Consider the following 14,937-nt stretch of genomic DNA (forward strand, 5'->3'; position numbering starts at 1 on the left):
AAGGTAGATCTGTGCCCACCGCCGTCGACCCGACCACCCGCCCCGCCACCGACCGGCTGGCCCGGGCCGTCACCGAGGTGTTCGCGCCCGCGGTGTTGGCCGCCGTCATGCCCTTGGTGGTCGCCGTGCAGAGCACCGCGCCGGCCGTCGCGGTCGGGCTCGGCTGGGCCGCGCTGGCCGTGCTGTTCTGCTCCGCCGTCCCGTACGGGATCATCTGGCTGGGCGTACGGCGGGGCCAGCTGACCGACCACCACATCGGCGAACGCAGCCAGCGCCGCCGGCCCCTGGTCTACGGTCTGGTCTCCGTGCTGGTCGGCCTGGCGGCGCTGATGCTGCTCGGCGCGCCCGGCCCGCTGGTGGCCATGGTGGTGGTGATGTTTGCCGTCGGGGCCGCCGTCACCGTGGTGAACCAGGTCTGGAAGTTGAGCGCTCACGCAGCGGTGAGCGCCGGTTCGGTGGCCGTGCTGATCATCCTGTTCGGCCTGGTGGCGGCCCCGCTGGTGGCCCTGGTCGCGCTGGTGGGCTGGTCACGGGTCCGGCTGGGCGACCACACCCTCGGCCAGGTGCTCGCCGGCGCGACGGTCGGCGCGCTCGTCGCCGCCCCGATCTTCGTGCTGCTCGGCTGAGCCGGCCACCGCGGTTCCATCGTCCGGGGCCCGCTCCTCGGCCGCCCGCGCCCGGCGGGCCTCCCGCCAGCGGGCCGCCCGACGGGCGTCCACGGTGTAGCAGAGTTCCCGCGGCGCCTCCGGCCGTCCGGTCACCCGGGCGAACGGCAGCCCCCGGCCCGCGTAGTCGTAGTGCGCCTTCAGCAGCCGGGTCAGCCCCGCCATCGCCCCGATGATCTTCTTTCGGGGCCGCCCGGTGGCCTGGGCCAGATCCCGCACGGTGAACAGCCGGTCCGGCTCCGCCGCGAGCGCGTCGAGCACCGCCGCCACCGTCCGGTGGGTGGCGCTGCGCCCCTGGCCGAGCCGACGCAGATCGTCCACCGTCCAGTCCGTCGTCGGCTCGCTGCGCTCCGGCTCTGCGCGACGGCGGGGCGCCGGCGTGACCCGCTGCCGGGCGTCGAGGTCGGCCAGCAGGCGGGCCACGTGCGGGATGTACGCCAGCGGCACCGCCACCAGGACCATGCCCTCCGGGGTGGCGCCCGGGGAGCCGCCCACCACCGCGGGCGGGTACGGCGGCTCGCCCGGCAGCAGCTTCACGAGGTCGTCGGCGAGGCGGCGGCCGGCGCGGGCACGAACCGGTACCCCAGGCCGCGGACGGTCACGATCATCGGCGCCTGGTTCCCGTCCAGCGCGAGCCGCCGGCGCAGCCGCTTGATGTGCACGGTCAGGGTGTTGGAGGTCTCGTCGGAGACCCCGCCCCAGACGGCGGCGAGCAGCTGCTCCCGGGTGACGGTCCGCTCGGCGTGGCTCATGAAGAAGTAGAGGAGCCGGAACTCCTTCATCGGCAGGGCCACCGCCCGCCCGTCCAGGCGCACCTCGAAGGTCGCCGGGTCCACCCGCAGGCCGCCGAGTTCGATCGGCGGGTCGAGCGCGCTGGCCGTCTCCGGACGGATCGCCCGCAGGATGGGCAGCACCTCCTCGGCCCGGTACGGGCGCCGGACGCAGGCCGTCGCGCCGGCCTTGAGCGCGGCCACGGCGACCCCTCCGTCGTCGTCGCCCACCCCGGCCACGGTCGGGATGCCGGCCCGGCGGGCCAGCAGCCGCACCAGCTCCGTGCTGCTCATGGTGGCCAGCCCGGCGGCGACGACCGCGGCGTCCGGCTGGAGGGCGCCCGCGGCCAGCAGCGCCTCGGCGGCGTGCGGGTAGTGGTGTCCGCGTACCCGGTGGTCGGCCAGCTGGGCGACCAGCGCGGCGCCGACGCTCTCGTCGTCGTCCACCACGAGCAGCACGAAACGCCCGTCGGATCGATGGTCACCCCTGGCGGCCTCGACGAGGTTGTTCATCACATACCGGCTCCGGTTCAGGTTCAGGTTCAGGTGCGGTCGGCCTCAGCCGAAGCGACCGGTGATGTAGTCCTCCGTACGCTTGTCGGCGGGGTTGGTGAAGAGCTTGCCGGTCTGGCTGAACTCGACCAGCCGGCCGTGCCGCACCTGCTTGGCGTCCACCTCGGCGGTGAAGAACGCGGTGTAGTGGCTGACCCGGGCGGCCTGCTGCATGTTGTGCGTGACGATCACGATCGTGTAGTCGCTGGTCAGCTCGAACATCAGATCTTCGATCTTCGCGGTGGCGATCGGGTCGAGCGCCGAGCAGGGCTCGTCCATGAGGATGACCTCGGGCTTGACCGCGATCGTCCGGGCGATGCAGAGCCGCTGCTGCTGACCGCCGGAGAGCGCCAGGGCGCTCTTGCGGAGCTTGTCCTTCACCTCGTCCCAGAGCGCGGCCTTGGTCAGCGCCTCCTCGACGTGGTCGTCGAGCCGGCCCTTGATGCCGTTGATCCGCAGCCCGTACGCGACGTTGTCGAAGATGGACTTGGGGAACGGGTTCGGCTTCTGGAACACCATCCCGATCCGCCGGCGGACCTGGATCGGGTCGACGTCCTTGGCGTACAGGTCCTGGCCGTGGAAGAGCACCTCGCCGCTGACCCGGGCCCCGGGGATCGGGTCGTTCATCCGGTTCAGCGCGCGCAGCACCGTGGACTTGCCGCAGCCCGACGGCCCGATCATGGCCGTGACCTGGTTCTGCTGGACCGGCATGGAGGTGCCCCGGACGGCCTCGTAGCTGCCGTAGTAGACGCTGACGTCGTTCAGCTGCATCACCGGTGCGGTGGACGGCACGACGCCGGGCGCGGTGGTGCCGGGGGCGTGGACCGACACGGACGGTCGGGTGGTCAGGTCGGAGTCGTTTCGGGCCATGTCAGCGCTCCTTGATGGCGAACCGGCTTGCGATGAGTCGAGCGATGATCGTGAAGCCGAGCACGATCACGATGAGCGTCAGGGCCGCGCCCCAGGCGCGATCCTGGGCGGCCTCGAAGGGTTGGCTGGCGTTGCGGAAGATCTGCGCGGGCAGCGCCGTGTTGAAGCCGTCGAAGAGGTTCGAGTTGGGCGCGAACACGATGCCCGTGACGATGACGATCGGGGCGGTCTCGCCGGCCGCACGGGCGACGGCCAGCAGCGAGCCACTGGTGATGCCGGAGATCGCCGCCGGCAGCACCACGGTCAGCGTGGTCTTCCACTTGCGGGCGCCGAGCGCCATGCTCGCCTGCCGCAGCTCGTCGGGGACCAGCCGGAGCATCTCCTCGCTGCTGCGGATCACCACCGGCAGCATCAGGCAGGCCAGCGCCAGCGCGCCGGCGAAGCCGGTCTGCTGGCCGACGAGCAGCACCCAGGAGATGTAGATGAAGACGCCCATCACGATGGAGGGCACGCCGGTCATCACGTCGGCCATCAGCCGGATCAGCCGGGCCAGCGGCGACTGCCTGCCGTACTCGTTGAGGTAGATGGCGCCGAAGACACCCAGCGGGATCGCCATCAGCGCGGCCATCCCGGTGATGAGCAGCGTGCCGACGATCGCCGGCGCCATGCCGCCGCCGTCCCGTCGGTACGAGTTGGGGATGTCGTCGGTCAGGAAGCTCAGGCTCATCATCCCGGCGCCCTTGATGACGACCTCGTAGGTCACCAGGGCGAGCGGGACGACGGCGAACAGCACGGCGGCCCAGATGGCGGCCGTGGCGAGGTGGTTGCTGAACCGGCGGCGGCCGGACAGGGCCGCCCGGGTCAGGTCGGGACCGCCGGCTCCGGCGCGGGTGGCGGGTGGTGCGGTGACGGTCATTTACCTGCTTCCCTTCATCCGCGCCTCGGCCCGGCGGACGATCACCTGGGCGAGCACGTTGATCAGTACCGTCATCGCGAACAGCACCACGCCGAGGCCGATCAGCGCGGCCGTGTAGGTGCCGGTGGACTCGCCGAACTGCTGCACGATGACCGCGGCCATCGTGTTGCCGGGCGCGAACAGGTTCGCCGTGATGTTCGTCGAGCCGCCGATGACGAGAGCCACCGCGATCGTCTCGCCCATCGCCCGGCCGAGGCCGAGCATCACCGCGCCGACGATGCCGCCGAAGCTGTGCGGGAAGACCGCGCCGCGGATCATCTCCCAGCGGGTCGCGCCGAGCGCCAGGGCGGCGTCCTTGTCGGCGCGCGGCACGGTGCTGAACACCTCGCGGCTGATCGAGGTGATGATGGGCGTCACCATGATCGCCAGAATGATGCCGGCGGTCATGAAGTTGCGCCCGCTGCTGACCGGGCCGAAGAGGTTGCCGAGCACCGGGATGCCGCCGAAGACGTCGTGGAACCACTGGTAGACCGGGACCAGGGCGGGGGCGACGACCAGGATGCCCCAGAGGCCGAAGACCACCGACGGGACGGCGGCCAGCAGGTCGATCACGGTCACCGCGGGGCCGCGCAGCCGGCGCGGCGCCAACTCGGTGAGGAACAGCGCGATGCCGATCGAGACCGGCACCGCGAACAGCAGGGCGATCAGCGACGAGAGGGCGGTGCCGTACGCGAACGACAGCGCCCCGAAGATGGCGTCGCCGGTCGCCGGGTTCGGGTCCCAGATCCGCTCGGTGATGAACCGCAGGCCCATCGCGTCAAAGGCGGGCCAGGCCTCCCGGACGGTGGTGATCAGGATCAGCCCGAGGATGGCCAGCACCAGCACGCCGGTGCCGAGCGTCCACCAGGAGAAGACCCGGTCGCCGAGGGCGCTGCCGCCACGCTGGGCCAGCGTCGACCGGGAGTCGGGGGACTTGGTAGTTAGGGTCATCTTCACTCCAGCTCAGGTACCCCTCTGGGGACGGGATCGAAGTGATCCCGTCCCCAGGTGGAACGCCCTAGCGATCTTGATCCGGATCAGCCCTGGATCTTGTCGACCTGGGCCAGCGCCTTCTCCTTGAGGGAGGCCGGCAGCGGCGCGAAGTCGATCTCCTTGGCCAGGTCCTGGCCGTCGTTGAGCAGGTACTTGAGGAAGCCCTTGACCAGCTCCGCCTTGGCGGCGTCGCCGTAGGAGGCCTTGACGATGATGAAGGTCGGGGCGGTGATCGGGTACGAGCTGGCGCCGGCGGCGTCGAGCGGGTTGTAGCTCAGGTCCGCCTCGATCGCGGCGCCCTCCAGGCCGGCGGTGGTGCCCTCCAGCGACGGCTCGACGAACTGGCCGTCCTTGTTCTTGATGGCGGCGAAGTTCAGCTGGCTGGCCTTCGCGTCGCTCAGGTCGACGTAGCCCACGGCGCCGTTGGTCTGCTTGATGATCTGCGCGACACCGGTGTTCTTCTCGCCGCCCTGGGTGCTGGCCGGCCAGGCCACGGTGTCACCGCTGCCGAGCTTCCAGGCGTCACCGGCGGCGGCGGTCAGATACTTGGTGAAGTTGTTCGTGGTGCCGGAGCCGTCCGAACGGTGCGCCACGACGATCGGCGTGCTCGGCAGCTCCACGCCCGGGTTGTCCGCCTTGATGGCGGCGTCGTCCCAGGTCTTGATGTCGGTCTGGAAGATCTTGGCGAGCGTCACCGGGCTCAGCTGCAGCTTGTCGACGCCCTGCAGGTTGTAGGAGATCGTGATCGGCGCCGCCACCGTCGGTACGTAGAGGAACGACCCGGCGGCCACGCCGTCGGTCTCCTTCACCAGGCTGTCGGTGCCGGCGAAGTCGACCAGACCCTCACCGAACTGCTTCTTACCGGTGCCCGAGCCGGTCGCGTTGTAGGTGACCGTCACGTTGGAGGCGACGCCCTTGAAGGCTTCGATGACCTCTTGGTAGTACGCGTCGGGGAAGCTCGCGCCGGACGCCTTCAACTCGCCGGACAGGCTCGCGTAGGCGCTGTCGCCGCCGCTTCCGCCCGGCTCCGTGCTGTTGTCATTGCTACCACAGCCGGTAAGCGCGAGCGCGGCAAGCGCGACGCCGGCAAGGACGCGCCGCGAAAGCACGTTGCGGTTCACCAGGTAAGCCTCTCTATCGGGGTGCATCAGCCCGTCCGGGCCGTACGCGAGTCAAGCTAGGAGGCAGAGGTAGCCGGACTCCCGGCGCCAGATGAACGGAAAATGAACTTGGCGGCTCCGGTGATGGCCGACGGGCGACGGGATGTGACGTTCCGGAGGCGAGCGCGCCGGATGCCCGGAATGGGCGGGTGAGACGTGCCTCTCAGAGGCGGATCGTCCCGGTCACCAGGTAGACCACCTGCCGTGCCACGTTCACCGCGTGGTCGGCGTACCGCTCGTAGTACCGGCCGACGAGGGCCAGGTCGATCGCCGACTCCACCCCGTACGGCCAGGCGGAGACGAGCATCGACAGCAGGCGTTCCTGGGCGGCGTCGACCTCGTCGTCGTCGAGGCCGAGTTGCATCGCGTCGAACCGGTCGCGGGTGGCCAGCACGACGGCGGTCTTGTCGGCGATCCGGGCCGCCGCGTCCGCCATCGAGGTCAGCAGCGGCACCGCCGGTTCCGGGACCACCCCCACCGGGTGTCGCATCAGGACGATCTTCGCGACGTGCACCGCGAGGTCGCCCATCCGTTCCAGGTCGCCGGCCATCCGCAACGCGCAGAGCACCAGGCGCAGGTCGGAGGCGACCGGCTGGTGCCGGACCAGCACCTGGGGAATCATCGCCTCCACGTCGGACCGTGCGGCGTCGAGCACGGCGTCGCCGTCCAGCACCGCCTGGGCCGCGCCCCGGTCGACGTCGAGCAGGGCCCCGCTGGCGCCCCGGATCGCCGCGCTGGCGTCCCGGCTCATCGTGGCCAGCACACCGGTGAGCCGGTCGAGCTGCTCGTCGTAGCTGTCCCGACCCATCGCGCCTCCTCCGTCCATCCGGGCCGGTGCCGACCCGCGAGCGGGGCACCGGCCCCGGCGGGCCGGCCCCCGGTCCTGGCCAGCAACCTACCTGCCGCGCGCCCGGCCGGCGGTGCGAGCGACCGGCGGCGGGTCGCTCTCACTCGGCGAGCACGTCGAGCAGCAACGCCGCCGTCCAGCCGAACGCCGGGGAGCCGAGGCCGGCGCCGGTGTCCGGGTGGAAGTACTCGTGGCATCCGGCCGTCTCGGCCAGCCCGATCATCGAGGCGCGCAGGCCGGCGGCCAGCCGGGTCTGCCCGTGCGCGAGCAGGCCGTGCCGGACCAGCCAGTTGATGTTCATCCAGCTGGGGCCGCGCCAGTAGCGCAGCGGCTCGAAGTCGGCCGCGGTGCGGTCGTGGCTGGGCAACGGCCGTTCCATCCCGGCGGCGAGGCCGAACCGGGCCGAGGTGGCCTCCACGAGCACCGCCTCGACCTGCCGTGCCGGCAGGTCGGGCAGGATCAGCGGCGCCAGCCCGAGCACCGTACGGGCCGGCGTCAGCCGGCCGCTGCGCAGGTCACGGGGATGGAAGGTGCCGGTCGTCGGGTCGTGGAGCCGGTCCACCACGGCCGTGGTGATCCGGGCCGCCCGCTCCCGGTGCGGGCCCGGATCGGCGCCGATCTCGCCGGCGATCTCGGCGAGCGCGTGCTCGGCGGCCCCCATCGCCGCGTTGAACAGCGGACACTCCACCAGGAAGGGATGCCGGTCGGCCAGGCCGTCGTCCCGGTAACCCGCCGCGCGGTATGCGGTGACGATCGCGATGTAGCGCGCATAGTCCAGGTCGGTGGGGCGGTGCGCGGCCGCCGCGTGCACGGTGTCCCGCCGACGGTACGCGCGCAGCACCGCCGCCTCGGCGGGCACGGCGGCCAGCGGGGCGTCCCAGGCGGGGCTGTTGTCCAGGCCGGATTCCCACGGGTGCACGATGCTGGCCAACCCGGCGCCGCCGACGTCGCGGCGGGTGGCGAGGTAGTGCTGCTGCGCGACCAGCCGCGGGTAGAGCCGGCGCAGCGCGGCGCGCCCGTCCGCCGACGGCGCGCGGCGGTACGCGTGCCAGGCGGCCAGGGCGTGCACCGGCGGCTGGACCAGCCCCGAGGTGGCCACCCGGGGTGTCCCCTCGACCGTCGCCGAGGCCCAGAACCCGGGTCCCGGGAAGTAGGCCCCGCCGGGCACCACCGGGTTGAAGACGATGTGCGGCACCCGGCCGTCGAGCCACTGGGCCCGGAACAGGCTGGTCAGCTCTTGCCAGGCGTGGTCGGGGCGGACGTGGGCCCAGCCGATCGCGATGAAGGCGGAGTCCCAGCTCCACTGGTGCGGGTACAGGGTGCGCGACGGGACGGTGTGGTCGTGCTCCCAGTTGCCGTCGAGCGTGCTCACCGCCAACTGCCAGAGCCCGGCATGACGCCGGGGCACGCCGCCGCCCGGGACACCGCCGGGCGGCGCCGGTCGGGCAGTCCAGTTCACCATGAGTCACTTTCCGATAGCGCCGCCGCTCCAGGATAGGCCAGGAGCCGGCCGGAACACCGCTTCGCCACCCGGGACCTGCGCGCCGCAGAGTATCCACAGTGGATTTAGACCATGAAGCATGTCAATCTGGACCGACCCGGCGAAACATATGAGCCACATCTATGTGGCTAATTCGCCGGCAAGAGTTCAAGTATTGCTCAAGAAGCGCCCGGAGCAGATTCCCAACCTCCCGGACAGACCACAGACTCGACGCGCCGGTGCGGGGGCAACGGCCCGGATGTCTGAATCGCTGCCCCGGCACCGCCCAGACACGGGAGGAAATTTGACGAACACATGGCGCGTACCCATCGCCCTCGCCATGGCCACGGTGCTGATGGCCGAGACCACGGTGGCCGTCGCGGCACCGGCGCGGGCCGCGGCCCCGCCGGCCCCGACCGCGGCGGTGGAGAACCCCCGCCGAGGACCGGCGGAGGCCCAGGACGAGGCGTCCGCGAGGCTGATGGCCCGCATCCAGGAGCGCCGGATCGAGATCCTGGACGCCCGGACCGGGGACACCAGCAGCTGGGCCAATCCGGACGGCACGGTGACGGTGGAATCCTTCACCGGCCCAATCCGGGTACGCGACGACAAGGGCGCCTGGCACCCGCTGGACATGACGCTGACCGTCGTGGACGGCGTGGTGCGGCCCCGGGCGGCCGCCGCCGAGATCACGTTCTCCGCCGGCGGCAGCCGAGCCGCCCTCGCGCAGGTCACCCGCGGCGGCAGGACGCTCGGGGTCGACTGGCCGGGGAGGCTGCCCGAGCCGGTGTTGGCCGCCAACGTCGCCACCTACCCGAACGCCGTCCCCGGCGGTGACCTGGTGGTGACCGCGCTTCCGGAGGGCTTCTCGCACTCCGTGGTGCTGCGCGAGAGGCCGACCGGGCCGGTCGAGTTCCGGCTGCCGGTCGCCAGCGAGAACCTGGTCCTGGAGGAGGCGGCCGGCAAGCGGCTGCGCTGGAGGGATCACAGGGGCAACGAGGTCGCCACCGCACCGCCACCGCTGATGTGGGGATCCTCCGCGAACCCGGGCTCCGCCGATCCCGAGCACACCGCCGTCATCGACACCACGGTGGAGAAGGCCAAGGACGGCAAGGGGCAGGTGCTGGTCCTTCGACCCAGCCAGAGGTTCCTCGCCGACCCCGACCTGGTCTACCCGGTGACGGTGGATCCCACCAACACCCTGACCGGCCCGACCACCGACACCTGGATACAGCACTCGGCGTACCCGAACAGCCAGCGCGGCTCGACCGAACTGAAGGCCGGCACGTACGACGGGGTGCAGAAGGCCCGTTCGTTTCTCAAATTCAACACCGCCAACTACACGGGTAAGAAAATCGTCTCGACCGAGCTGAGGCTGTACTCCTACTATTCGTCGACCTGCGCCACCACCGGCTCCGGGGTGGAGGTGCGCCGGATCACCGCCAACTGGGACCCGGCGGCGATCTCCTGGTCGGCGCAGCCGGCCACGACCGCCACCGGCGCGGTTACCAGCAAGGCGGCCAAGGGCTACAGCTCCGCCTGCCCGGCCGGGCACGTGTCGTGGAACGTCAACTCGATCGTGCAGGCGTGGGCGGACGGACAGCCCAACTACGGCATCCGGCTGGCCGCGGTCACCGAGACCGACGTGCTCACCTGGCGTCGCTACCGGTCGGCGAACTACGTCCCGGACGCACACGACCCGAGCGTCGAGCCCTCGCTGACGGTCACCTACAGCTCCTACCCGGCCGTGCCGGCCAGCCTGGCCGTCTCGCCGTCCCAGGTCAACGCCTACAACGGCGTACGGTACGTCACCTCGCTGACGCCGAAGCTCTCCGCCAAGGTCAGTGACGCCGACGGCGGCACGGTGCGGGCCCAGTTCGAGGTCACGCCGAACCCGACGTACAACGACACGACCTACACGTACACCGCGACCAGCGGCGCGGTGGCCTCCGGGTCGGCGGCCAGCCTGGCCATCCCGGCAGCCAACCCGTTGCCGGCCGGCAAGCGGCTGCGGTACCGGGTACGTGGCTACGACGGCGCGAACTACGGGCCGTGGTCCAGCTACGTCTACTTCACCATGAACACCGCCAAGCCCGGGGCGCCGACGATCGACTGCGACGCTTACCCGAAGGAGACCTGGGCGGACCGCCAGGCCGCCGGCGCCGAGTGCACCTTCAGCACCACCGCCTCCGACGGCCAGGGCTACCTGTGGGGGTTGAACGACCCGACCACGCCCAAACGGATCGACGACACCGTCCGGGGAACCGGCGGCGAACCGCTCACCGTCACCATCAACCCGGCCGACGGCTGGCACACCCTCTACGCCAGGACCGTCGACTCGGGCGGCAACATCTCCGACGGCACCACCGCCTACAGCTTCGGGGTCGGTGCCGACGGTGCGGCGCTGCTCAGCCCCGGCGAGGGCGACCGGCCGGCCCGCCGGACAAAGCTGGCCGCCCGGGGCAAGCCGACCTACACCCAGGTCACCTACCAGTACCGCCGCGGTGAGACCGACACCTGGACGAACGTGCCGCTCGGCGGCGTGACCCGGGACTCGAACGGTCTGCCGCTCACCGCGTGGCCGGTCGCGCTCACCGGCGGCGTCGCGCCGGACCTGACCTGGAACGTGACCGACTCCTTCGCCGACGACGGTCCCGTCGAGGTCCGGGCCGCCTTCACCGACGGCGCCCGGACCGGCTACTCAGTGCCCCACACCATCACCGTCGACCGCGACGCCGGCACCGCCCCGGACGAGGAGATCGGCCCCGGGTCGGTCAACCTGCTCACCGGCGACTACGGCATCTCGGAGTCGGACGTCTCGCTGTTCGAGCTGTCGGTGACCCGTTCGGCGTCCTCGCGGCGGCCGGATGCGGGGTCGCAGCAGGAGGGCCAGGCGCCGATCTTCGGCCGGGAGTGGACCTCCGGGACCACCGCGGAGATCACCGACTCCGACTGGGTGTACCTGAAGAAGACCTCCGCCACCTCGCTCGTGCTGGTCGACGTCGACGGCGAGGAGTTGGGCTTCGCCGCCACCAGCAACGGTGGCTGGAGGCCGGAGCCCGGTGCGGAGGAGTTCACCCTCACCGGCGCCTTCACCGGTTCCTTCACCCTGAAGGACACCGACGGCACGGTGACGGTCTTCACCCGACCGGACAGCACGGCCACCACCTGGCAGGTCGCCAGCAGCAGCCTGGACGGCCTGGCGAACTCCACCACCACCGTGGTTTCCGAAGTGGTGACCGTGGACGGCAAGAAGCTGGTCCGACCCAGGCGGATCATCGCACCGACCTCGGCGGTGTCGGCGTCGACCTGCACCGCGACGCCGTCCACCAGGGGCTGCCGGGCGCTGGAGTTCACGTACGCGACCACCACCACGGCCACCGGTGGCGCGTTCGGTGACCACGCCGGGCAGGTCAAGGAGATCCGGGCCTGGGCCACCGCCCCGGGGGCCTCGGCCGCGACGGCCAGGACCGTCCAGGTGTACGCCTACGACACGTCCGGCCGGCTGCGGGAGACCTGGGATCCGCAGATCAGCCCGGCGTTGAAGACCGCCTACAGCTACGACAGCGCGGGCCGGGTCACCCAGCTGACGCCCCCCGGCGAACTGCCCTGGACGTTCACCTACGGCAACGCCGGTCAGGCCGCCACCTCCGGCGACGGCATGCTGCTGAAGGCGTCCCGCCCGGGGCTGAAGCGGGGAACGGCCGACGTGGTCGAAGGGGTCGCCGCCACGAGCGTCGTCTACGACGTGCCACTGACCGGCGCGACGGCACCGTACGGCATGGGCCGCGCCGACGTGGCCGCGTGGGGACAGACCGACGTCCCCACCGACGCCACCGCGGTCTTCCCGGTCGATGTCACGCCGCCCGGTCACGCCGGCTCCGCGCTCGCCGCGACGGACTACCGGCGGGCCACCGTCACCTACGCCGACGCCTCCGGACGTGAGGTCAACGCCGCCGCGCCCGGCGGGCACATCTCCGCCACCCAGTACGACCACTTCGGCAACACGATCCGCCAACTGACCGCGGGGAACCGGGCCGTCGCCCTGGGCCTCTCGGCGCAGGACCGCGACGTGCTGATGGACCTGGGCATTCTCGACCTGTCCACGGTCGAACGGGCGGAGCTGCTCTCGACCGTCTCGGTCTTCAACACCACCGGAACCCAGGAGTTGGAGAGCCTCGGTCCGCTGCGCCGGGTCACCCTGACCGCGGATGTCACCTCCGGCGGCGGCGTGCTGCTCGCCGCCGACGAGTCGGTGGTCGCCCGCAGCTGGACGGTCAACAGGTACGACGAGGACCGGCCCACCGACGGCACCGCCAAGGTCGAGGACCAGGTCACCACGGTCACCGAGGGCGCACAGCTGCTGGACTTCCCGCACCTGCACCTCGAAACCCGGGTCACCAGGACCGGCTACGACTGGGTGAAGGGGCTGGCCACCAGGACGATCGTCGATCCGACCGGCCTGGCTCTGACCACCACCACCGAGTACGACGGGCAGGGCCGTACCACCAAGCAGATCCTGCCCGGCGGGACCGGCGCCGACGCCGCGACCCGGGTGACGACGTACTGGTCGGCCACCGGCACCGGCCCGTGCGCCGGCCGACCGGAGTGGGCGGACCTGGTCTGCACGGTCGCGCCGGGCGGCGCGGTCACCGGCGGCGGAGCCAACCCGACCCAGCTTCCGACCACCACCACCGAATACGACTGGTGGGGCAACGACGCCAAGGTCACCGAGACCGCCAACGGGGCCACCCGGACCACCACCACGACGTACGACAACGCCGGTCGTTCGCTCACGGTGACGGTTGCGGGCGGGCTCGGCCCGGCCGTCCCGGCGACGACCACCGAGTACGACCCGGCGACCGGGACCGCGGTCCGGACCGTCTCCGCCACCGCGGGGACGATCACCAAGGTGTTCGACCGGCTCGGTCGGGAGATCTCCTACACCGACGCCGACGGCGGTGTCACGACCACCGAGTACGACCTGCTGGGCCGGACCGTCAAGGTCACCGACAACGCGCCCTCCACGGTCACCTTCAGCTACGACCACAGCGCCGAACCGAGAGGGCTGGTCACCGGGAGCGTCGACTCGCTCGCCGGCGCCTTCTCCGCCAGCTACGACGCCGACGGGTCGGTGGCCACGGAGAAGCTGCCCGGCGGCCACACCCTCACCGTCACCGAGGACACCGACGGCAACACCACGTCGCGGGTCTACACCCGGGACAGCGACGGCGAGGTCATCCTCGCCGACACCGTCGCCGAGTCCGTCCACGGTCAGGTCGTCCACCACGTGGGCTGGTCGGCACAGTCGTACCGGTACGACCGGGCCGGCCGCCTGATCACCGTGCACGACTCGGTCGACGACGTCTGCACCCGGCGCAGCTACGTCTTCGACCGGCGGACCAACCGCACGTCGTCGACCACCGCCACCGACGGGTCCGGCGGGTGCCCCACCGGCGGGGGTGACACCGTCAGCCACAGCTACGACAGCGCGGACCGGCTTGTCGACAGCGGCTACCGCTACGACGCGTTCGGCCGCACCACCGAGCTGCCGGGCAGCGTGCTGAGCTACTACGTCAACGACCTCGCCCACCGGCAGGTAGCCGGCGGCCGGCGTCAGACGTGGCAGCTCGACGCCGCCCACCGCTTCCGCTCCTGGACGGTGGAGAGCGGCGACGGCGACACCTGGACCCGGACCTCGTCCAAGGTCAACCACTACGACGGCGACGGCGACAGCCCCCGCTGGATCGTCGAGGACGTGGCCACCGGCGCGCTGACCCGCAACGTCGAGTCGGCCAGCGGGGAGTTCGCCGCGACCACCGGCAGGACCGGCGACACCGTCCTCCAGCTGTCCAACATCCACGGCGACGTGGCGCTCCAGCTCCCGCTGGATGCCACCAGGCCGCCGGTCGTGCTGGACAACGACGAGTACGGCAACCCGCGGGCCGGGCAGCCGGCCACCCGGTACAACTGGCTGGGCGCCAAGCAACGCTCCGCCGAGACCCTGACCGGTCTCACCCTGATGGGGGTACGCCTCTACCACCCGGTCACCGGCCGGTTCCTCACCGTCGACCCGGTCTACGGCGGCAACAACAACGCCTACGAGTACGCCAACGGCGACCCGGTGAACCGATTCGACACCAACGGTCAGTGGAGCTGGGCCAAGAAGAAGCTCAAGGCGGCCGGCAAGAAGATCAGCAAGACCGCGAAGGCGGTGAAGCGGAAGGTCACCAGCCACATCAAGAAGCACCGCAAGTTCTACGGCTGGGCGGCGGTCGTGGGCGCCGGCATCATCGGCGGCGCCTGTGTGGCCGCCACCGCCGGCATCTGCGCCGGGGCCGGCGGCCTGCTGATCGGCGGGGCCATCGGCGCGCTCGGCGGCGCCGCCCAGTACCGGATCGCGAACAGGCGACGGACGAGGGGCGGCTACATCGGCCACATGGCCCGGGGCGCCGCGGGTGTGGTCGCCGGCGGCGTCTACCTCCGGATCCGGACCGTGGGCGCTCCCCAGACGGCGAAGCGCTGGGCCGACGGATTCCGCCGCGAGTCCAAGTTCGGCAAGCACCGGCGCAAGGTGAACCAGCACTGGAGATTCGGCACCCGCTGGATCCGCTGACCCAGCCGCCCGATCGACGCAGGGGTGGG

General features: G+C 71.5%; 10 protein-coding genes. 2 read left to right on the forward strand and 8 right to left on the reverse strand.

What is annotated here, in order from left to right; all coding sequences use genetic code 11:
• Positions 1–11: 11 nt before the first annotated feature.
• Complete coding sequence (locus ACQPYA_RS17000; protein WP_433528062.1) at positions 12–626, forward strand: phosphoesterase PA-phosphatase; 615 nt, start codon at positions 12–14, stop codon at positions 624–626.
• Here the strand turns inward: ACQPYA_RS17000 and ACQPYA_RS17005 are convergent.
• The 8 genes from ACQPYA_RS17005 to ACQPYA_RS17040 all read right to left on the reverse strand — a co-directional run bounded on the left by ACQPYA_RS17005 (position 528) and on the right by ACQPYA_RS17040 (position 8,274).
• Complete coding sequence (locus tag ACQPYA_RS17005; RefSeq protein WP_433528063.1) at positions 528–1,202, reverse strand: hypothetical protein; 675 nt, start codon at positions 1,200–1,202, stop codon at positions 528–530. The genes ACQPYA_RS17000 and ACQPYA_RS17005 overlap by 99 nt on opposite strands.
• Positions 1,199–1,948 carry a winged helix-turn-helix transcriptional regulator gene (locus ACQPYA_RS17010; RefSeq protein ID WP_433528064.1) on the reverse strand — a complete coding sequence of 250 codons (750 nt, stop codon included), beginning with the start codon at positions 1,946–1,948 and terminating at the stop codon, positions 1,199–1,201. Before ACQPYA_RS17010 ends, ACQPYA_RS17005 begins: the two co-directional genes overlap by 4 nt.
• 45 nt (positions 1,949–1,993) lie before the next feature.
• The gene (pstB, locus tag ACQPYA_RS17015; protein ID WP_433528065.1) at positions 1,994–2,857 is read right to left on the reverse strand and encodes a phosphate ABC transporter ATP-binding protein PstB; all 864 of its coding nucleotides are present in this window, start codon (positions 2,855–2,857) and stop codon (positions 1,994–1,996) included.
• A 1-nt stretch (position 2,858) separates the two neighbouring features.
• The gene (gene pstA / locus ACQPYA_RS17020; protein WP_433528066.1) at positions 2,859–3,773 is read right to left on the reverse strand and encodes a phosphate ABC transporter permease PstA; all 915 of its coding nucleotides are present in this window, start codon (positions 3,771–3,773) and stop codon (positions 2,859–2,861) included.
• On the reverse strand, positions 3,774–4,763 hold the full coding sequence (pstC, locus tag ACQPYA_RS17025; RefSeq protein WP_433528067.1) for a phosphate ABC transporter permease subunit PstC: 990 nt from the start codon (positions 4,761–4,763) through the stop codon (positions 3,774–3,776).
• 86 nt (positions 4,764–4,849) lie between these two features.
• Complete coding sequence (pstS, locus tag ACQPYA_RS17030; RefSeq protein ID WP_433528068.1) at positions 4,850–5,926, reverse strand: phosphate ABC transporter substrate-binding protein PstS; 1,077 nt, start codon at positions 5,924–5,926, stop codon at positions 4,850–4,852.
• 202 nt (positions 5,927–6,128) lie between these two features.
• Positions 6,129–6,773, reverse strand: a complete 645-nt coding sequence (gene phoU, locus ACQPYA_RS17035; protein ID WP_433528069.1) for a phosphate signaling complex protein PhoU — start codon at positions 6,771–6,773, stop codon at positions 6,129–6,131.
• A 139-nt stretch (positions 6,774–6,912) separates the two neighbouring features.
• A complete protein-coding gene (locus ACQPYA_RS17040) occupies positions 6,913–8,274 on the reverse strand; it encodes an MGH1-like glycoside hydrolase domain-containing protein (RefSeq protein WP_433528070.1) in 1,362 nt (453 codons plus the stop codon).
• Between the two features lie 322 nt (positions 8,275–8,596).
• Here ACQPYA_RS17040 and ACQPYA_RS17045 point away from each other — a divergent pair, with 322 nt between their 5' ends.
• Positions 8,597–14,908 (forward strand): DNRLRE domain-containing protein, encoded by a 6,312-nt coding sequence (locus ACQPYA_RS17045; RefSeq protein WP_433528071.1) that lies wholly within the window; start codon positions 8,597–8,599, stop codon positions 14,906–14,908.
• The last annotated feature ends 29 nt before the right edge of the window (positions 14,909–14,937 follow it).

Source organism: Micromonospora sp. CA-263727 (assembly GCF_050942455.1).
Lineage (GTDB): Bacteria > Actinomycetota > Actinomycetes > Mycobacteriales > Micromonosporaceae > Micromonospora.

Bases quoted from the DNA above. Each gene is read 5' to 3' on its own strand.
- ACQPYA_RS17010 (WP_433528064.1), bottom strand. From the start codon at position 1,948: ATGAACAACCTCGTCGAGGCCGCCAGGGGTGACCATCGATCCGACGGG.
- ACQPYA_RS17040 (WP_433528070.1), bottom strand. From the start codon at position 8,274: ATGGTGAACTGGACTGCCCGACCGGCGCCGCCCGGCGGTGTCCCGGGC.
- pstB (WP_433528065.1), bottom strand. From the start codon at position 2,857: ATGGCCCGAAACGACTCCGACCTGACCACCCGACCGTCCGTGTCGGTC.
- pstC (WP_433528067.1), bottom strand. From the start codon at position 4,763: ATGACCCTAACTACCAAGTCCCCCGACTCCCGGTCGACGCTGGCCCAG.
- pstA (WP_433528066.1), bottom strand. From the start codon at position 3,773: ATGACCGTCACCGCACCACCCGCCACCCGCGCCGGAGCCGGCGGTCCC.
- phoU (WP_433528069.1), bottom strand. From the start codon at position 6,773: ATGGGTCGGGACAGCTACGACGAGCAGCTCGACCGGCTCACCGGTGTG.